The sequence below is a fragment of the Acidisoma sp. genome (genome assembly GCF_965199065.1).
Classification (GTDB): domain Bacteria; phylum Pseudomonadota; class Alphaproteobacteria; order Acetobacterales; family Acetobacteraceae; genus Acidisoma.
The window spans coordinates 1,315,021-1,333,722 of record NZ_CBDAQN010000003.1; the positions used below are offsets into that span (position 1 = coordinate 1,315,021).

Here is an 18,702-nt window from a genome sequence, read left to right on the forward strand (position 1 = left end):
TACAGTGGGTCACCGTCGCTTTTCGGATACAGGACGCCGTTCATGGCCGAGGCCACGCTTCTCATAAGTAGCAAGAACTATTCCTCCTGGTGTCTCAGGGGATGGTTGATCACCCGACTGTCAGGCTTGCCGTTCCGCGAGGAGTTCGTGGCGGTCGATAATGCGGCAGTCCGTGCCGAACTCCTGCTGCGTTCCTCTTCGATCCTGGTGCCAACGCTGGTCCATGATGGCGTTACCATATGGGACACTTTGGCAATTTCCGAATACCTCAACGAGCTTAGGCCAGAAGCACAGATGATCCCCGCGGACCGCCAAGCCCGGGCCCGCTGCCGCGCCATCTGCGGCGAGATGCACTCCGGCTTCTCCGCCTTACGCTCCTCTCTGCCGATGAACCTGCACGCGCACCGGCCGGGCTTCGTCATCTGGTCGGCCGCGCGTGCTGATATTGACCGCATCCTCAGTATCTGGGACGACTGCTTAACGACTTGGAAAGGGCCGTATCTATTCGGAGAAAGGTTGTCGGTCGCTGATGCGATGTATGCCCCGGTCGTGACACGCTTCCTAACGTACGACGTGAAACTGGACGAGCGCGCCGCTCGCTATTGCCGTGACATCATGGCTTGGCCCGACATGGCCGATTGGGTCGCAGCTGCAAAGGAAGAGCCGCAAGAGATCACCGAGCTCGAGGTCGAATTCTAATCGACTGGAACCCGGTTCTAACATCGAATGATGCAGTGCGGTAGACATCCGGAAGAACCGGCAGATACGTCGGAAGCCGGCAGCCTACCCTAAAAGACGGCCTACAACCCGCGCCGTGTAGTCGACGACCGGGATTACCCTTCCATAATTGATGCGCGTAGGCCCGATGACGCCAATCGCGCCGACGATGCGGTTCTTGGCGTTTCGAGCCGGAGCCACGATCATCGAAACGCCCGCCGACCCGAAAAGGCCGCTCTCGGACCCGATGAAGATGCGGACGCCGTCGGAGGTCTCGGCAAGCTCCAGCAGGCGCAGCATCGTTTCCTGCGCCTCCAGCCGCTCGAAGAGCATCTGGATCGACGCCAGCTTCTCGATCTGCGTCACATCGGCCAGCAGCCGGCCCTGCCCCCGCACGATGAGGTTGCCGCCGCGGCCCTCGCCGCCCCAGGTCGCGAGCCCGGCCTCGATGATGCCGGCCGCCAGCTCATCCAGGGTGTCGCGGTCGCGGGTGATCTCCTCGACCATGTCGCGTCTGAACTCGGCGAGCGTCCGCCCCAGCAGCCGGGCGTTCAGGAAGTTGCTCGCCTCCTGCAAGGCCGAGGGTGGCACGCCGATCGGAATGTCGATGACGCGGTTCTCGACCTGACCCTCGGAAGACACCAGGACCACCAGCGCCCGCCCCGAGGCGAGCGGCACGAACTCGATATGCTTGAGCGCGCCCTCCGCCTTGGGCGCCAGAACCAGACCTGCGGCCGAAGAGAGGCCCGATAGCATCGTCGATGCCTCGGCCAGCGTGTCCTGCAGGCTGCGGCCGTGGCTGAGTAGCGCCGCGTCGATCGCCTCGCGGTCCTCGTCGCCCAGATCTCCGAACTGCAGAAGGCCGTCGACGAAGAGCCGCAGCCCGCGATCCGTCGGCAGCCGGCCTGCCGAGGTATGCGGCGCGTAGAGCAACCCGGCTTCGGTCAGATCGGCCATGACGTTGCGGATCGTTGCCGGGGACAGCGCCAGAGGGAGGCGGCGGGAGAGCGTGCGGCTGCCGACCGGCTCGCCGGTCTCCACATACTGCTCGACGATTTCGCGGAGGACAGCAGCTGACCGGCTGTCCAGCCCCTGGGGCAGAATGGCTGGCTGGTAAGGCAAGTTCGGTCGGCTGGTGGCGTCCATCGATACTCCATTATCACATAGGCGGGCTAGCCCGGCGGCTCAAATGTAGGCGGCGGCTCCCAGCCCGAAGTCACCTGCTTTGCAATGACCTTCCAGCCATGCGACAGACATAGTCCTCTCCCGCACACCTTTGTGCAAAGCAGGGGCCAGGGAGACATCGCGATGCTGCGGGTGGGCCGTCTGACAAGCCAGTCCTTCACCGTGTCGCGGTGGCAGGCTCGCAGCGGTCTCGGCCCGACAGCGACGGGCTTTCTCGTGGTCCTCCTCGCCTACTTCACCTTCGCTCTGCACGACGCCCTCGTGAAGCTGCTCGTCACGCACTTCGCGGCCTCAGAAATTCTTTTCATGCGCAGCCTGACCGCACTGGCGCTCTGCCTCGTCATCGGCGGGCGCAGCACCGTTACCCGTGGGCTATTCTCGCCGATGCGGGGCAAGCTGCTCGGCCGCGCCGTGCTGACCTTCGTCGCCTGGTTGCTCTACTACTCCTCAGGCCGTTACCTCGGTCTTGCGCAGATGATCACAATCTACTTCGCGAGCCCCTTGCTGATCGCGGTCATGGCCGGCCCGCTGCTGGGCGAGCGGGTGCCGCCCATCCGCTGGGTGGCGCTGGCCCTCGGCTTCGTCGGCGTGGTGCTTGCCGCGCGGCCGCATGGGGGCAGCCCGCTCCTGCCCGTGATCTGCGTCGGCACCGCCGCAGTCATCTGGGCCTATGCAATGATCCTCATGCGCCAGATCTCGGCAGAACTGCGTGGCTGGGACCAGGTTTTCGTCATCGCGGTGCTGTTCCTGGTCGGCTGCGGGGCGAGCCTGCCGTTCGTCTGGAAAACGCCGAGCCTCCCCAGCCTGCTCATGATGCTGGGGCTCGGCGTCCTCTCCACGATCGCGCAGCTGCTTCTGATCGAAGGGGTCAAGCTGGCCCAGGCCAGCGTCGTCGCGCCGATGGAGTTCAGCGGGCTGCTCTGGAGCTTCGTGTTCGGCTACCTCATCTTCGGCGACGTGCCGCCGGCCGGCGTCTTCATGGGCGCCGGGCTCATCCTGACCAGCGGCGCCATGGTGGTGACGAGCGAGTTGCGGCGCAGCCGGCGGATCGGACCCTGACACAGGTTGTTACTTCTTTTTCTGGGAAGAAGCGCTTCTATCCCGGCGGGTGGCCAGAACATGAGGGCGGTGCAGGGTTGCGATGAGGATCGATCACGACCGGCCCCCTGAGCGAGCTGGGGCGGCCTCGGATGCAGAGCGGCGCGAGACGATACTGTCGGCGGCCGAACAGGTGTTTCTCGCAAAGGGGTATGTTTCGACGACGATGGCGGACATCGCCCAGGCTGCCGGCATGTCGAAAAAGACGATCTACCAGGTCTTCGATTCCAAGAAGGAGCTGTTCGACGCGCTCATGATGAACCGGCTGGCGGTGCTGAGGATACAGCCGGAGGATACCGGCCGGCCGCCGGCCGTCGTGCTCGGCAACGTGTTGCTCGACATGGCTCGCTTCGTGCTGTCCCCGAAGCAGATTGCGCTGACCCGCCTCATTCTCGCGGAGATCGCCAGCACGCCCGAGGTCGGCGACGTGATGAAGGTCCGCTGCGTGCAGGTGGAGCGGACGATGCAGAACTGGCTGGCCCTGCAGGTCTCCCGCGGCGTCTTCGACATCGCCGACATCCCGGGCGCGGCGGCGATGCTGTTCGGCAGCGCCTTCGGCGATTTCCACTGGCATCTGCTGCTCCAGCTGGGGCAAGCCCCGACCGAGGCCATGGTGCAGGCGCGGATCGAGCGGTCGGTCGCGGTCTTCATGCGGGAGTTCGCGCGCCAGCCTCTCTAGGGCCTCATGCGGCTGCCGGGCACGGCATTGACCGCGGCGCGGGTTCCGGCTTCCAAGACGGAATGTGCGGGAGCGGAACGGCGTGAAGACAATACCCTGGTGGAGCTGGATCTTCCCGCTGCTGGCCTGGCTGCTGCTTGTGGCGAAGGCGCTGACGCCCATCGGCGGGCCTGTGCTCGTGGTCTTCGCCCTGGTCCTCGGAGGAGCCGTATTCGCCGCCGTCCACCATGCCGAGGTCGTAGCCCATCGGGTCGGCGAACCCTTCGGCACCCTGGTGCTGGCGATCGCGGTGACGGTGATCGAGGTCGCGCTGATCGTCTCGGTGATGCTCACCGGCGGCCCGGATAAAGCCGCTCTGGCACGGGACACGGTCTTCTCCGCGGTGATGATCGTGTGCACGGGCGTCGTCGGCCTCTGTGTGTTGGTGGGGGCGAGCCGCCACCATGAGCAGGAGTTCCGGGTGCAGGGCGCCAACGGGGCGCTGGCTGTACTGGCGGCCCTCTCGGTGCTGACGATGGTGCTGCCGAACTATACGCAGACGCCCGGACCGACCTTCACCACATCGCAGCTCGAGTTCGTCGGCGTGGTGTCGCTGGTGCTCTACGGCGTCTTCGTGTTCGTCCAGACGGTCCGGCATCGCGACTACTTCCTGGCCGAGGTGGAACAGGACGACCATCACCTGCCGCCGCCCTCGGCAGGAATGGCGCTCGTCGCCGCCGCACTTCTCGTCGTGTCGCTGGTCGCGGTGGTGGGTCTCGCGAAGGCGCTGTCGCCTGCGGTGGAGGCCGGCGTCGCCGCATCGGGCGCGCCCAAGGCAGTGGTCGGCGTCATCATAGCCGGCGTGGTCCTGCTGCCCGAAAGCCTCGCGGCGGTGAAGGCGGCACGCCTCGACCGGCTGCAGACGAGCCTCAACCTCGCCTTCGGCTCGGCGATTGCGAGCATCGGGCTCACGATCCCGGTGGTGGCAGGGGTGTCGGTCGTGCTCGGGCATCCGCTGACGCTCGGGCTCGACTCCAAGGAGACGGTGTTGCTGTCGCTGACCCTGCTGTTGAGTACGCTGACGGTCGCGACCGGCCGGACCTCCATCCTGCAGGGCGCCATTCACCTGACCGTCTTCGCGGTGTTCCTGTTCTTCGCCGTGGTGCCGTAGGATCGTTAGAGGACGAGCGCTCCGAGCAGCGCATCGAGCCGCAGGCGGCCCTCGCGCGTCGCCATCAGGCGGTCCGTATCCTGGACCAGATACCCCGCCTCGATCGCCCGGACGAGGATGTCGGGCTCGATGGCATCGGCGAGCGCCATCCCGGTGCGCTGTTCGAAACGCGTCGCCGAAATCCCTTCCGAGAGCCGCAGGCCCATCAGCAACATCTCGCGCGCACGCTCCTCCCGCGTGACCTCGACATCCTCGCCGGCGCCGTGGCCTGCCGCCTCCACCCGCTGCGCCCAGATTTCCGGCGCGCGATGCCGCCGGGTGGCGAGAAGCCCGTCGCCCAAACTCAACCGTCCGTGTGCGCCCGGGCCGATGCCGGCATAGTCGCCGTAGCGCCAGTAGGCGAGGTTGTGACGGCTCTCCGAACCCGGCTTGGCATAGTTCGAAACCTCGTAAGGCAACAACCCGAAACGCCCGGCTTCCTCCGCCGTCGCCTCATAAAGCGCGGCGGCCGTATCCTCATCCGGCAGGACGAGCTCACCGCGCCGGTGCAGCGCCTCGAAAGCCGTGCCGGGCTCGATCGTGAGCTGGTAGAGCGAGAGGTGATCGGCCGCGAGGTCGAGGGCGCGTGCGAGCTCTTCACGCCAAGCGGCCATCGTCTGGCCGGGGCGGGCGTAGATGAGGTCGAAGGACAGGCGCGGGAAGAGGCGCCGGCCGATCTCCAGCGCCGCCACCGCCTGAGCCGCCGAATGCTGCCGTCCCAGCCTCGCCAGATCCGGCTCGTTGAGGCTCTGCACACCGATCGACACGCGGTTCACCCCGGCGTCGCGATAGCCTGCGAAGCGCCCCGCCTCGATACTGGTCGGATTGGCCTCCAACGTGATTTCGAGGTCGTCCTCTGGCGCAAAGAGGACGCGCGCGCGCGATATCAGGGCGCCGACGGTCTCCGGTTCCATGAGGCTCGGAGTGCCGCCGCCGAAGAAGATCGAACGCAACGGCCGGCGCCCAAGCCGCGCCGCCTCCCATTCCAGTTCGCGGAGGAGCGCCGCCCGGAAACGCGCCTGCGGCACGACCTCTCGCACATGGCTGTTGAAGTCGCAGTACGGGCACTTCGCGAGGCAGAACGGCCAGTGGATGTAGAGGGCGAGCGGTTCCAGAGAGACAGTCCGTTCAACAGGTCGGTCCGCTGTCACAATCGACAAGCGTAGGATCGTCCCCATCTCTAGCCATCTTAGCCGAAGACAAGGATGAAAAGAATGTTCGGGACAGCAGACCGGGTCACTGGCTCCGGCACGTCGACCCGGAGCGCCATCGTCTGGATCGGCGGTCTTGCAGTCGCCGGTTTGGTCATCTGGCTGCTCCATGACGAGCTTCTGCTGGTGTTCCTGGCGGTGCTTCTCGCCGTGTCGCTGCGGGGCGCTTCCGACGTGGTGGCCAAGCACTCTCCCCTGTCGCCGCGCTGGGCCATGGCGATGATCATGATCCTGGTGCTGGTGGCCACCATCGGCTTCTGGATGTGGGTCGGCCCCGAGCTCGTTCGGCAGGGCCAGGATCTGGTCAATGCGCTGACCAATGAAGTCGGCCAGCTTGCGTCACGCTATGGCCAGACGCAGTGGGGCCAGACGCTGATACAGAAGATCAAGGGATCGGAGAGCGTGGCGGCGCGCAGCCTGGCGGCGCCGGCGATGACGGTTGCCAGTTCCGCGATCGGAGCCATCGCGGGCCTGTTCGTGCTGATCGTGACGATGATCTACTTCGCCGGGAACCCCGGCCTCTATCTGAAGGGACTGGTCACGCTATTGCCAAAGGAAAGACGGGCGCGGACCCACGACGTCTTCGACAAGGTCGGTCATGTGCTGCGCTGGTGGTTCGTCGGCCAATTGATCGACATGGCCGTCGTCGGCGTGCTGACCGTCGTGGGATTGGCTCTGATCGGCATGCCCATGCCGCTGGCCCTCGGCATGCTCGCGGCCATACTCACGTTCGTTCCCTATTTCGGCGCGATCCTGGCTGCCATCCCGGCGCTCGCCATCGCCCTCGGCCAAGGGCTGCATATGACGATCCTGACGGCCGTCGTCTTCGCGATCTGCCATGTGGTCGAGGGTTACGTCGTCTCGCCCCTGGTGCAGGACCGCATGGTTCGCCTGCCGCCCGCCCTGCTGATCCTGTCCATGACCTTCATCGGCTCGCTGTTCGGACCCATGGGCGTCATCATGGCGACGCCCATGGCAGCGGCGGGGCTGGTGCTGGTGTCCGAGTTCTACGTCGTCGATGTCCTCAAGGACGAGAGCGGGCGGGATGTGACCGCCCGCAAGTAGTCACTCGTCCACTACGCTTCAGCTCAGGTTGAAGACCACCTTGACGCAGCCATCGGCCTTGTCGCGGAAGGTCTCGTAGAGACCCGGACCGTCCTCCAGCGACTTGCTGCGGTGGGTGATAAGGAAGGTCGGGTCGATCTTGCTTTCCTGGATCAGCTTGGTCAGCGGCTCCAGGAAGCGTTTCACATGGGTCTGGCCAGAGCGGATCGTGACGCCCTTCTGCACGATGGCGCCCATGTTCACCGGAACAGGACCGCCATAGACGCCGGGCACGGAGACAATGCCGCCGGGAGCCACGGCCTGCACCGCCTGCTCAAGCGCATAAGGCCGCTGGGTCGACGTGAGCGCCTCCTGGACCGCGCCAAGAACGCCGAGCATGCCGTGACCCGCTGATGCCTCCATGCCGACGCAGTCGATGCAGGCATCCGGGCCCAGACCGTTGGTGATCTCGCGGATCCGGTCGAGCACCTCCTCCTCCTTGAGGTCGATGATGTGCGTCGCACCGGCCTGGCGGGCGAGCGCAATGCGCTCCGGCACCGTCTCGATCACGATGATCTTCTCCGCCCCAAGAACCTGGGCGGATTTGATCGTGAACAAGCCGACCGGCCCGGCGCCCCAGATGGCCACCGTCTCGCCGCCCTTGAGATCGCAATGCACGGCTGCCTGCCAGCCGGTGGGAAGGATGTCGGAGAGGAACAGAGCGTGTTCGTCGTCCATGCCCTCCGGCACCTTCATCGGCCCGACATCCGCCATCGGCACGCGCACATACTCTGCCTGACCGCCCCAGTAGCCGCCGGTGAGATGCGAGTATCCGAAAAGGCCGGCGGTTGGATAGCCGAACATCTTCGCCGCCATCTCGCCGTTGCGGTTGGACCGGCTGCAGCAGGCCCAATTCCCCTTGAGGCACTGGGCGCACGCGCCGCAGTTGATGTTGAACGGCACGACCACCTTGTCGCCGACCTTCAGCTTGTGGCTGGGCGAGCCAGCCTCGACGACTTCGCCCATGAACTCGTGACCGAGCACGTCGCCGTTCTTCATGGTCGGCATCTGCCCGTCGAACAGATGGAGGTCCGAGCCGCAAATCGCGCAGGCCGTTACCTTGAGGATGACATCGCGCGCGTCCTCGATCTTGGGGTCGTCGACGGTGTCACATCGGATGTCGTTCTTGCCGTGCCAAACAAGCGCCTTCATTGATTTTCGCCTTTTAATGAACCGAAGGCTGGCACTAGGGGGCGCAGAGCGGCGCCGGCAACGGTCCTGCCGCCGAAAGTGATGGCGCTCCGCATGGATTGTGAATGGAACGCGGGGATGTTAGCGAGAGCGCCGGATACAGACGTTCTGCTCGATGGAGGCGTCCTCGATGTCGTTCTCATCCAGCGCGCCCTATAATGGCGTCGTTTACGTTACCGATACGATCGGCGGTGAGAACTTTCAGGGCTCCGGCGTTCTGATCGCGCCCAACCTCGTGCTGACGGCCGCGCATGTCGTCTATGAGGCTGGCCTCGGAACCGCGACCAACGTCGAGGTGACGCCCGGCTACGACGCGGGCGTCGCCCCTTTCGGCAGCGCCTACGCCCTCACCTTCAGCTACAACTCGGTAGCGGATTACGGCGACGAGGAAACCCTCTCGGCCTCGCAGGACGACTTTGCACTCATCAAGCTTGGCACGTCCTTCTCCGGACCCACGATCTTCGGCCTCGGCGCGAACTACGCCGGCGGCGTCGCCTATGTCAGCGGCTACCCCGCGAGCGCAGATGGCGCGCTGGAATCTCCCGCCCAGAACATCGGCCTGTTGGCCGGCTACAGCATCCTGCAGGGTCTGGCCCTCGGCCCCGGCTCCAGCGGCGGCCCGGTCTGGACGCCCGGCAGCGGCGGCGCACCCGTCATCGATGGGCTCGTCTCAACCTCCAACGACGGCATCGGATACAACGCCCAGCTGACGACGAGCGCGGTCAGCGAAATCGAGGGGTGGGTCGCGCAGGATGAGGCGCCGACCCCGCCGCTCACCGTCTTCAACACCTCCACGAACGAGGCGGTGACCGCCGCGGGCTCGGCCTATGGCGGCCCCGTCGCCGGGCTCGAGAACACCTACGCGAACATCACGCCGCAGAGCCTGAACATCGTCGCCACCACGCCCGACTGGTTCATCACCACCGGCTCCGGCAACGACGCCATCACCGTCACCAGCGGCACCAACGTGGTCAACGGCGGCGCCGGGTCGAACTTCCTCACCGGCGGCAATGGCACCGACACCTTCTACGTCGATGCCACAGCGCCCGATCAGGACATCTGGAGCACGGTCGTCAATTTCCACAAGGGCGACGCCGTCACGCTCTGGGGCGTCAGCCCCGAGACCGCGACCTTGAGTTGGGCGAGCGACCAGGGCGCCTCCGGCTATACCGGGCTCACGCTGCATGCCGAGACGGCCGGGGGCACGAGCGCTTCCCTCACGCTGGACGACTACAGCCAGACCGACCTGTCCGACGGCCGGCTCGCCATCGCCTACGGCACGAACGCCGCGCTCGGGCCATACATGTACATCGCGGGGACCGGCTAGATCAGCGTGCGAGCGCGAAGCCATCCGTCAGGGTTTTCAGGAAGGCGATGATGTCCGCCTCCTCACTGGATGTCAGTGCAGGCGCCTGGCCCGGCGAGCGGTCGAACGGCGGATCGGCAGTGTCCACATTCGCCCGGTCGCCGACGGGAAGATCATCGTATTTCGCGACCTGTCCGTCATCGCCGACCGGGTAGATGCGGCCCGGCGCGGTGTCCCGGAAGTTATAGAAATCGAGCACACGCTGCAGGTCGTGATAGACGCCGTTATGGAAGAACGCCCGGCGCGCCGCGGTGTTGCGCAGAGTGGGCGTGAGAAACATGCCGCAATATTGCGTCTGCGCCGCAAGATCGGTCCGGTACGGCCCGCACAGGCCGAGATCGAAGTAGCCGGGCTCCCGGTTGCGGATGAGGTCCGGGTTGCGCGGCACACCCAGGGCCTCGAACTGCTGGTCGGTGAAGAGCGGCGGCTGCCCCTCCGGCGATGGCTGGTCGAGATGACATGCCGCGCAATCGCCTTTGGCCGGGTCGTTGAACAGCATGTAGCCGCGCGTCTCGGCCCAGCTCAACCGGGCGTGGCCCTCGAGCCATGCATCGTACTTGCTCGTGTAGGGATGGAAACTCGGGTCCTCGACCTGATAGCGCGCCAAAGCGAAGGCGGCTTCCGAGACCGTCAGGCTGGGATTATCGAAAACCTCCGGCCCGTTGATCCTGATGAACAGGCCCGCATAGGGTGCTGTCCGCAAACGGGCGGCAACGCGGCGAACCGTGCCGCCATCCATCTCGAACGGGCTGAAAAGCGGACCGAGCGCCTGCGCCTGCAGCGTGTTGACCCGCCCATCCCAGAACAACCCGCCCTCGGGCACGATGTTGGCGGCGCTCTGCGCTGTGCTCTGCGCGGTTTTCGTGGCACGCGGGACTGCCTGCGCGGCGACGGCGAGTTGCGGTAGCGCGACAGGTGCTGCTTCTTCGCCCGCCGGATCGGGACCGATGCTGAACACCGACGGGTCTGGCAAATACATCAGAGAGGGCACGGCACGCGCACCCTGACGAGCGAGCGCAGGTCCGCCACTCATCGCCGAGCCCGCGCCGGACGGTGCGTAGAAGTGGTCCGGACTGTGACAGGACGAGCAGTCCAGCTGCCCCGACGAGGAGAAGCTGGGGTCGAAGAATATCTGCTTGCCGAGTTGCGCGTAGAGCGACATCGGACCCGCATCGGGGCGAACCAGTTCAACCGGCGCCGGGTTTTTGCCGAGCGTCAGTTCCAGACTGCCGTGCGGGTCGGATAGCCAATCCGATAGCGGAACCGGACCGCAAAGGAGAGCAGCGACGGACGTGACGCCGGTCAGCAGCGCCAGCAGCGCGATCGTGGGCGCGGCCGACCCTCGCCAGGACAACTCACGCCCTGAGCGCTGATCTGTGGCCGGCCCCGCATGGGCATTGCCTCATTGACCGCCTCCGGCCGGCAAAGAGACCGTATCGGACCAAACCGTTTGACCCGTCAGCCGGTAACCAACGGCGTAAAAGCGTAGCTGGAGTTGTTGAAGCGGAATGACCGACGGGTCCGCCACGAGGCCCTGCGCCGCCGCGCGGCCGAACAAGGCAGCGGCCTTCACCGGGTCTTTCGGCACGCCCTGACCGCTCGCGTAGAGGGCGCCGAGCGCGAATTCGCCGCAAACATTCCCCTGCGAGGAGGCCTGCACATACCAGGGCGCGGCATCCTTCGGGTCGGACGGTGGGGGGCCTTGGCCGTAGCTGCCCGTCTGATAGAGAAAGCCAAGCTCGCATTGCGCTTCCCCATTGCCGGCAAGCGCGGATTTTTTCAGCCAGGCTGCGGCGCCGATATAATCCTGCACCACACCGAGACCGGTATACTCCAGCGTCCCCAGATCGAAGGCGGCGACCGCGTCACCTGACTGGGCCTGCGCCTCCAGCGTGGCGGGGTTGAAGGCCGATGGCGGCGCTCCGTCGGCCCAGGCCGGAGACAGCGTGGCCAGCAGGACAAGCCCCGGAACTATCCAGCCACGGCGCCTCGTCGCCCGATGGGCCGGAGCTGCACATCGGCTCGGGCAAAGCACGGATGATGGCGACGTCATTCTTTTCCTCCTATGCCGTCTGCATCGCACGCCCGGCCCGCGGGGGCGCGGCGGCGTCCGGCGACGGCTCGTCCGGGACCTCGGTGATCTTGAACTCATCGACCAGCCGGCTGAGAGCCGACGCCTCGTCGCTGAGGATGATGCTCGCCGAAGCGGCACGCTCGATCATCTGCGCGTTCTCCTGCGTCACCTTTTCCATCTCGCTGATCGTTCCGTTCACCTGATTTAGCGCCACGGCCTGCGTGTTGGCTGAGGCGGCGATCTCCGCCACCCGCTCGGTTAGCCGGCTGACCTGCTCGGTGATGCGCAGCAGCACGCCCCCGGTTTCGTGCACCAGCTTGACGCCGGTGCCGACCTGACTGCTGGAGGCCAAGATGATGACCTTGATTTCCTTCGCCGCGTCCGCTGAGCGCTGCGCCAGTGCGCGGACCTCGGTCGCGACAACTGCAAACCCCCGCCCGGCATCTCCTGCGCGTGCGGCCTCGATCCCCGCGTTCAACGCCAGAAGGTTGGTCTGAAACGCGATCTCGTCGATCACGCCGATGATGTTGGCGATCTGACGCGATGAGCCCTCAAGCGCCTGCATGGCGCTCACCGTATCCGTGACAACGGTGCCGGAGGCCGTGGCCTCGGCGCGTACGGCGCCCGCGAGCACCGCGGCCTCGGCGGCGCTTTGCGAGGTCTGACGCACGGTGCCGGTAATCCCGTCCAGCGTCCGTGCGGCTTGCTCCACCTGGGCCGCCTGGTGCTCGATGCGGCGTGCGAGATCGGACGTGGCGAGTTGGATGTCGCTCGCTCCCGAATCGACGTTGCGTGTGCTTGTCATCACGCGGCGCATCGTTGCTTCCATCGTGGAAGACGCCTGATTGAAGTCCATCCGCAACGACTTGTATTCTATTGAAAACCACTTGGTGATCTTCCAGGTCAGGTCGCCGTTGGCAAAATTGATCAATGCCGTTGCCAGGGCGTCGACCACCTCCTTCTGATTGGCCATCGCCTGGCGGCGTTCCTCGTCACGACGGCGGAGCTCCACGTCGCTCGCGCGCCGGTCGGCCTCGGCCGATTGCTCGATTTCCCGTTTCTCCCTCAGCGATACACGGAACTTGTCAAAGGCCCGGCCAAGATCGCCAATGGCGCCAGCCCGGTCGGCCCCGGCAAGGACAGTGTCCTCGTCGCCATGCGCAAGTGCGTTGAGCGCATTGGTCGCCCGGGCAATCAGGCGCGCGTTGCGGTCGACGAACCAGACAGCGCCGGTGGCGATGGCTACCAGCACGGCGAGAACCACACAGGCGGCGGTCGCGAAACCGCGGGCGGCGTGCACGTCGGGCCGCGCATAGAACAAGGCGTTCGGCGCGCCGGTCCAGAGAGTCCAGGCCGAACGCGGATCATGCGCGGAAAGTGTCAGCGCCTCGGAGTAGATCAGCCTCGGGTCGGGCTCGGCCTGGGTCGCGTAGTGCAGCGCCTCGGCATCGAGCCCACCGTGTTTGGCGACCAGCAGAGTGCCGGACTGCCGGTTGAACATCGCGACATTTTTCCCCGGCAGCACCTCGCGCAGCGCCTTCAGGCGAACAATCGCGGCGATCATGCCCTTGAAATTGCCATCCGGCCCAAAGAACGGCACCGAGAAAACCATCCCCGTGCGATCGGCATTGTTCAAGGTGACGTTGTAGACCGTGTTGTCGCAGGTGATGACCGGGTGACCGGAAATCATTGGGATGTCGAGGCCGTTGGTCTGCTTGACCGTGGGCGTATGCTGCTCGAACCATTCGATCTGGTGGCGCATCAGATGGTATTCGTAGATCTCGGCCTCGAACCGCCTGACGACGCCGCCGCCGCCGGCATCGTTGGAGATAAGGTCGTCCAGCATCAGGATCGGCGTCTGCGGCGCCATCGTCACAGGATCGATATGGTCGGCGTCCAGATCCTTGCCGATGACGTAGACCTCGGACACGGAGACGTTGCTGGCGAGGTTATTGTAGATCTCCTGGATGGTGGTGATGCCGTCCTGGTTGATGTTCGTCGCGTGGCCATCGATTTTGATGACGCTCGGCAGACGGCTGATGGTGCGGAGATTCTGGAAGATAGCGCTGAACTGGCTCTGCGCGGCGTCGGCGGTGGCGAGAGTTGCCGCGTGTTCCTCGGCGCGGAAACGATCCTGAGCCGATCTGGTGGCCAAGGCGAAGTTCAGCTCGATGGCCGTGGCGGCGAAAGCTGCGAAGAGCGCGATGAACCCATAAATGAAATAGATGCGTCTCACGTCTCGGATGCTTCCATCGTTCGCGTCACCCCGATCGGCCATGATCGCCGACGCCAGTGACGGATCCGCTGGATGAAGCCCTACCGCGCAAACCGGTAACGGCGGATGAACGTGCCCCTTGAATCCTTCAGGATTTGCGCCCGCGGGTCTCCTCAGTTCTCGGCGGTGGCAGCCAGAGCCAGCCGCGCGAGATCCGGCATCGAGGTCGCACCCGTCTTCCGCATCACCGCGGCGCGATGGCTCTCCACCGTCCGCTGGCTGAGACCGAGGTCGGCCGCAATGTTCTTGCTCGGCTGCCCGGCCAGCACACAGGTCATGATCTGGTGTTGCCGTGGCGTCAGCTCACCGACCCGGCGCGCGGCCTCGGCCCGCCACGCGACAACCTGCTGCGTGTCATGCGACTGAGCGAGCGCGCGCGTGACGCTCGCGAGCAGCTCCACCCGGCCGACCGGCTTTTCGATGAAATCCAAGGCGCCGGCCTTCATCGCCGTGACCGCCATGTGCACGTCGCTCTGCCCGGTGATCATGAGGGCGGGCAAGCTGTGGCCGTCCTTCCGGAGCCGCTCCAGGAGATCGATCCCGCTCATGCCGGGCATGTAGGCGTCGACGAGCAGACAACCCTCCCCGTTGTGGTAGGCCGTCAGGAAGGCCTCGCCACTCGAATACGCCTCGGCCTGCAGGCCATCCTCCGCCAGGACGGCCATCAGCGACGAGCGAACGTCAGCGTCATCGTCCACCACGAAGACGGTTGGGCGTCCGCTGGTTCCATGCTCCCCGACCGGCGCCAGGGTTCGCGGCCATGGCTCGGCCGCCAGCAACTCGTCGATGGCCAGAAGGAGATCGTGCTGCCGCACCGGCTTCGTGAGCAGAGGCACATGCTGGGCGGCCAACAGGGATTTGGTCTCGGCCGAAATATCGCCGGTCAGGATGATCGCCGGAACCTGCCGCCCAACCGCCTCCCTCAAGCCGACCGCGAGATCAAGCCCGCTCAACCCATTCGGCAGATTGTAATCCGCCAGCAGCAGCTCCGGGGTGGACTGCGCAATTTGGCGGAGTGCCGCAGGGCCATCCACCGCGGTGCTGACGATGTGGCCTTCGTCCCGGAGCGACTGCTCCAGCACGGCGAGGAGATCCGGATCGTCCTCCACCACCAGAATAGCCGACCGGCGCGCGGTCCTGGAAACAGGCGCCAGGATCGCCGGGCCCATGGCTTCGGCATCCGCCCCGTCATCGGTCCCCACGCCAGTCTTGACACCAGTCTTGACGCCCGTCTCGACACCCGTCTGCACCGCGACGATCGGCACTTCGATTGCAAAGCGCGATCCGCGGCCGAACTCGGACCGGACGACGATGGGATGATCGAGCAGTTCACTGACGCGCTTGACGATGGCAAGGCCGAGACCCAACCCCAATCTGCGCTCCCGCGCCGGATTGCCGACCTGGCCGTATTCTTCGAAGATCCCGTTGATCTCACTGGCAGGGATTCCGATGCCGGTATCCCAGACCTCGACGCTCAGCACGGACCCGCGGCGGCGGCAGCCAATGAGGATGCGGCCGGTCTCGGTATACTTGATCGCGTTGGAGAGCAGGTTGCGTAGGATCTGCTCGAGCAGGCGCGGGTCGCTGCGCACCGTGAGGCTGCAGGGCAGGATGGTCAGCCTCAGCCCCTTGACCTCGGAATGGTAGCCGAACTCGTCCCGCAGGCGGCCGATCAGCCCGTTGATGGGAAAGTCCGAGATGTGCGCGCTCGTTACTCCCGCCTCGATCTCGTTGATGTCGAGCAGCGTGTCCAGCATGGACGTGATCGCGCCCAGCGTATTGTCCAGCCGCGTGACCAGGCTCCGCGCCTTGTCGGTGTCGACGACCTTGCCGAGCAAAGCCTGCAACAGGGCGAGCGTCTGCAACGGCTGGCGGAGATCATGGCTCGCCGAGGCCAGGAAGCGCGACTTGGCCGCATTCGCGCTCTCGGCCTGCTTCTTCGCGGCCTCCAGAGCCGCGGCCGCGTGGCGGCGGCTGGTGATATCGGTGAAGGTGATGACGACGCCTTCCACGTGATCGCCGCGGGCACGATAGGGCAGGATGCGGCGGCGGAACCATTTGCCGCCTTTGGCCTCGATATCGCGCTCCAGCGGCTCCAGCGGCTGCAGCCCCGCCAGCACCGCGCGTGCGTCATCGTCCAGTCCATCTTTGAGGGTGAGGGACGAGAGATCGGCGAGCGGGCGGCCGATGTCGGTGGAAATGATCGCGAAGACCGACTTCGTCGCCGGAGTAAAGAAGCGGATGCGAAGGTCGAGATCGAGAAACAAGGTGGCGACATCCGTGCTGTAGAGGATGTTCTGGAGGTCGTCGCCAAGCGTGCGCTGCCGCTCCAGCGTCTCCTGCAGCTGACTGTTCAGCGCCGTCAGTTCCTCGTTGAGCGACTGCAGCTCCTCCTTGGAGGTCAGCAGCTCCTCGTTCGTCGACTGGTATTCCTCGTTGACCGACAACGCCTCCTCGGTCGCGATCCGCTGCTCCTGCCGGGACAGCTCCAGCTCCTTCATGGTCGCCTGCTGCTCGTTCCGCGACGTCTCCAGCTCCCGTTCGAGTTCGGCGAGTTGCGATAGCTGGCTGGCGGGCGCGGGGATGACGGCCGCCGCCGCCGCCTCGGTTATGCAGACCAGGAGCAGTTCCTCGCCCCCTTCCACCACGGGCGTCACATCCAGGTGGAAGCCAGCGACGCCGTGATGGCCGTTGGTCAAGCGGCCGGCCGCCTCCGTGTGCACGCTGGCCTTCCGCGCCGCCTCGATGGCCGTCGCGAGTTTTGGCCGGAGGCCCGGGCGGGCGGCTGCCAGAAGGTCATGGGTCGCGTGCCCGGGCGCCAGACGCAGGTAGCGATCGATCGGCCCCAGGGAGAAGAGGATTTCATTGGCGGCGTTGATGAGGACGGACGCTGGCGCGTAGGCGTCCAGAACCAGCTGCCGCCCAAGTTCGCCGAGCGCGGCAGGACTGATCGACCGGCCGGCGTTCCCCTCGCGGGCAAGCCGGCCCGGCGGCAACCGGCGGCTGCCGGACAGACCGGCCGCCTCAGCACGGGGTGCGGGGGCCGCGCGCGACGCCGCGCGCCCGATGCGCCGGTAGATGCGGTGGTCCTTGGCGACCAGATCGAACCGGCCTTCGGCATCGGCTACCGTCTCGGCGCTCCCGAGCAGGAGCAGGCCGTCGGGGCAAAGGGCGAAATGGAAGAGATTGATGACCTTCTCCTGCGCTTCGGGACGCAGGTAGATCAACAGGTTGCGGCAGGACAGAAGGTCCAGCCGCGAGAACGGCGGGTCGGCCAGCACATCCTGGACCGCGAAGACGATGACGGAGCGAATATCCGCCAGTGCTCTGTAGCCGCCATCCTCGAGCGCGAAGAACCGGCGCAGCCGTTCCGCGGAAACTGTGCTGGAGATGGTGGTGGGGTAGAGGCCCTCCCGCGCCGCGGCGACCGCCTCCGCATCGATGTCGGACGCGAAGATTTGCAGCTTGGCCGGGCGCGGGATGGTGCCGAGGCGCTCCAGACACAGCATCGCGATCGAGTAGACCTCCTCGCCCGTGCTGCAGCCGACCACCCAGATGCGGATCGGCGCCTCGGGATCGCGGTCATCGACCAGCGCCGGGATGATGGTCTGCTCCAGCTCCGCGAAGACATCCGCATCCCGGAAGAAACTGGTGACATGGATGAGCAGGTCTTTGGTGAGCAGCTCGAGCTCCCGCGGGTCGCGGCGCAACAGGTCGATGTAGCGTTCCACGTCGGTCGGCGCGATGTCGAGCAGCGCGATCCGTCGCTCGACCCGGCGCTGTAGAGTGCCTGGCTTGTAGTGCGAGAAGTCCTGCGCCGCCTGCGTGCGCATGAACTCGACGATCTTCGGCAGCCAGATATCGACCGGCGGCTCGGCCGTCAGGACAGGTGCCCTCGCATCGGCGTCCGGCGGCGCTCTCGCGGGGGGCGGCGGGGCGGCGGGGCGGGCGGGCGCCTTGGCCTTCGCAGCCGGCTTGGCGCCCGGCCGGAAGGCGACGAGCGCCTGGGGGATGTCGGCGACCGGCAGGACGCGATCGACCCTACCGGTTTCGATGGCGGCGCGCGGCATGCCGTCATACGCGGCCTCCGTCGGCTCCTGCGCGAGAACGAGCCCCCCCTGTTCGCTGATGGCGAGCAGCCCGGCGCTGCCGTCCGCGCCGGTGCCGGATAGGACAACGCCACCGGCCAGCCGGCCATAGCAGGCAGCGAGCGAGTTGAGCAGGAAGTCGAAAGGCAGGCGCGCGCCATGACGCGGCGGCGGCTTGGAGAGGCGAAGCCTGCCATCCTCGACCGACAGGTAGGAGCCGGGCGGGATGATGTAGAGGTGCTCGGGCGCGATGTGCATGCCCTCTGCCGCTTCGAGGACGCTGAGGCTGGTATGGCGCGCGAGCAGCGGCACCATCATGCTGGCATGGCCAGCATCGAGGTGCTGGACGAGGATCAAGGCAAACCCTGTCTTGGCGGGCAAGGCATCGAGGAGCCTCGCCGCGGCGTCCAGTCCACCGGATGACGCTCCAATGCCGACCACGGCGAGGCGCGGCGACGGGTCCTGCGCCGAGCGCACTTGTTTCTTCCGGCTCGGCATAGCTCTCCACCACAACGAGCGCCTGAT

13 protein-coding genes are annotated in these 18,702 nt (G+C 66.0%); 6 read left to right on the top strand and 7 right to left on the bottom strand.

Annotated features, from left to right (window positions below):
• The first annotated feature begins 42 nt into the window (after positions 1 to 42).
• A complete protein-coding gene (locus ACOEQ1_RS14255) occupies positions 43 to 699 on the top strand; it encodes a glutathione S-transferase family protein (RefSeq protein ID WP_419759901.1) in 657 nt (218 codons plus the stop codon).
• 84 nt (positions 700 to 783) lie between these two features.
• On the opposite strand, the gene hrcA is transcribed toward ACOEQ1_RS14255, so the two are convergent.
• Positions 784 to 1,863: a heat-inducible transcriptional repressor HrcA gene (hrcA, locus tag ACOEQ1_RS14260; protein ID WP_419759902.1), complete on the bottom strand. Its 1,080-nt coding sequence runs from the start codon at positions 1,861 to 1,863 to the stop codon at positions 784 to 786.
• A gap of 162 nt (positions 1,864 to 2,025) precedes the next feature.
• Between hrcA and ACOEQ1_RS14265 the strand changes: the two genes are divergently transcribed.
• The 3 genes from ACOEQ1_RS14265 (at position 2,026) to ACOEQ1_RS14275 (ending at position 4,829) form a co-directional block, all read left to right on the top strand.
• Entirely contained in the window at positions 2,026 to 2,961 is a 936-nt protein-coding gene (locus ACOEQ1_RS14265) for a DMT family transporter (protein ID WP_419759903.1), read from the top strand.
• 82 nt (positions 2,962 to 3,043) lie between these two features.
• Positions 3,044 to 3,679, top strand: coding sequence for a TetR/AcrR family transcriptional regulator (locus ACOEQ1_RS14270; protein WP_419759904.1), 636 nt, complete (start codon positions 3,044 to 3,046; stop codon positions 3,677 to 3,679).
• Between the two features lie 82 nt (positions 3,680 to 3,761).
• On the top strand, positions 3,762 to 4,829 hold the full coding sequence (locus ACOEQ1_RS14275) for a calcium:proton antiporter (protein ID WP_419759905.1): 1,068 nt from the start codon (positions 3,762 to 3,764) through the stop codon (positions 4,827 to 4,829).
• Positions 4,830 to 4,834: 5 nt separating this feature from the next.
• Here the strand turns inward: ACOEQ1_RS14275 and hemW are convergent, their stop codons facing one another.
• Positions 4,835 to 5,983 carry a radical SAM family heme chaperone HemW gene (gene hemW / locus ACOEQ1_RS14280; protein WP_419760703.1) on the bottom strand — a complete coding sequence of 383 codons (1,149 nt, stop codon included), beginning with the start codon at positions 5,981 to 5,983 and terminating at the stop codon, positions 4,835 to 4,837.
• A 99-nt stretch (positions 5,984 to 6,082) separates the two neighbouring features.
• On the opposite strand from hemW, the gene ACOEQ1_RS14285 reads away from it, so the two are divergent.
• The gene (locus ACOEQ1_RS14285; protein WP_419759906.1) at positions 6,083 to 7,144 is read left to right on the top strand and encodes an AI-2E family transporter; all 1,062 of its coding nucleotides are present in this window, start codon (positions 6,083 to 6,085) and stop codon (positions 7,142 to 7,144) included.
• Between the two features lie 18 nt (positions 7,145 to 7,162).
• Here the strand turns inward: ACOEQ1_RS14285 and ACOEQ1_RS14290 are convergent, their stop codons facing one another.
• Positions 7,163 to 8,335: a zinc-dependent alcohol dehydrogenase gene (locus ACOEQ1_RS14290; RefSeq protein WP_419759907.1), complete on the bottom strand. Its 1,173-nt coding sequence runs from the start codon at positions 8,333 to 8,335 to the stop codon at positions 7,163 to 7,165.
• A gap of 169 nt (positions 8,336 to 8,504) precedes the next feature.
• Here ACOEQ1_RS14290 and ACOEQ1_RS14295 point away from each other — a divergent pair, with 169 nt between their 5' ends.
• Complete coding sequence (locus tag ACOEQ1_RS14295) at positions 8,505 to 9,701, top strand: trypsin-like serine peptidase (protein ID WP_419759908.1); 1,197 nt, start codon at positions 8,505 to 8,507, stop codon at positions 9,699 to 9,701.
• Position 9,702: 1 nt separating this feature from the next.
• On the opposite strand, the gene ACOEQ1_RS14300 is transcribed toward ACOEQ1_RS14295, so the two are convergent.
• The 4 genes from ACOEQ1_RS14300 to ACOEQ1_RS14315 all read right to left on the bottom strand — a co-directional run bounded on the left by ACOEQ1_RS14300 (position 9,703) and on the right by ACOEQ1_RS14315 (position 18,675).
• The gene (locus tag ACOEQ1_RS14300; protein ID WP_419759909.1) at positions 9,703 to 11,094 is read right to left on the bottom strand and encodes a cytochrome-c peroxidase; all 1,392 of its coding nucleotides are present in this window, start codon (positions 11,092 to 11,094) and stop codon (positions 9,703 to 9,705) included.
• A 48-nt stretch (positions 11,095 to 11,142) separates the two neighbouring features.
• Positions 11,143 to 11,793: a tetratricopeptide repeat protein gene (locus ACOEQ1_RS14305; RefSeq protein ID WP_419759910.1), complete on the bottom strand. Its 651-nt coding sequence runs from the start codon at positions 11,791 to 11,793 to the stop codon at positions 11,143 to 11,145.
• A gap of 10 nt (positions 11,794 to 11,803) precedes the next feature.
• Positions 11,804 to 14,050 carry a methyl-accepting chemotaxis protein gene (locus tag ACOEQ1_RS14310; RefSeq protein ID WP_419759911.1) on the bottom strand — a complete coding sequence of 749 codons (2,247 nt, stop codon included), beginning with the start codon at positions 14,048 to 14,050 and terminating at the stop codon, positions 11,804 to 11,806.
• A gap of 152 nt (positions 14,051 to 14,202) precedes the next feature.
• Entirely contained in the window at positions 14,203 to 18,675 is a 4,473-nt protein-coding gene (locus tag ACOEQ1_RS14315; RefSeq protein ID WP_419759912.1) for a chemotaxis protein CheB, read from the bottom strand.
• Positions 18,676 to 18,702: the final 27 nt, after the last annotated feature.

Excerpts from the sequence above, each read along its gene's own strand:
- ACOEQ1_RS14265 (WP_419759903.1), top strand. The coding sequence starts at position 2,026 with ATGCTGCGGGTGGGCCGTCTGACAAGCCAGTCCTTCACCGTGTCGCGG.
- ACOEQ1_RS14290 (WP_419759907.1), bottom strand. The coding sequence starts at position 8,335 with ATGAAGGCGCTTGTTTGGCACGGCAAGAACGACATCCGATGTGACACC.
- ACOEQ1_RS14255 (WP_419759901.1), top strand. The coding sequence starts at position 43 with ATGGCCGAGGCCACGCTTCTCATAAGTAGCAAGAACTATTCCTCCTGG.
- ACOEQ1_RS14285 (WP_419759906.1), top strand. The coding sequence starts at position 6,083 with ATGTTCGGGACAGCAGACCGGGTCACTGGCTCCGGCACGTCGACCCGG.
- ACOEQ1_RS14295 (WP_419759908.1), top strand. The coding sequence starts at position 8,505 with ATGTCGTTCTCATCCAGCGCGCCCTATAATGGCGTCGTTTACGTTACC.
- hrcA (WP_419759902.1), bottom strand. The coding sequence starts at position 1,863 with ATGGACGCCACCAGCCGACCGAACTTGCCTTACCAGCCAGCCATTCTG.
- ACOEQ1_RS14305 (WP_419759910.1), bottom strand. The coding sequence starts at position 11,793 with ATGACGTCGCCATCATCCGTGCTTTGCCCGAGCCGATGTGCAGCTCCG.
- ACOEQ1_RS14315 (WP_419759912.1), bottom strand. The coding sequence starts at position 18,675 with ATGCCGAGCCGGAAGAAACAAGTGCGCTCGGCGCAGGACCCGTCGCCG.
- ACOEQ1_RS14270 (WP_419759904.1), top strand. The coding sequence starts at position 3,044 with ATGAGGATCGATCACGACCGGCCCCCTGAGCGAGCTGGGGCGGCCTCG.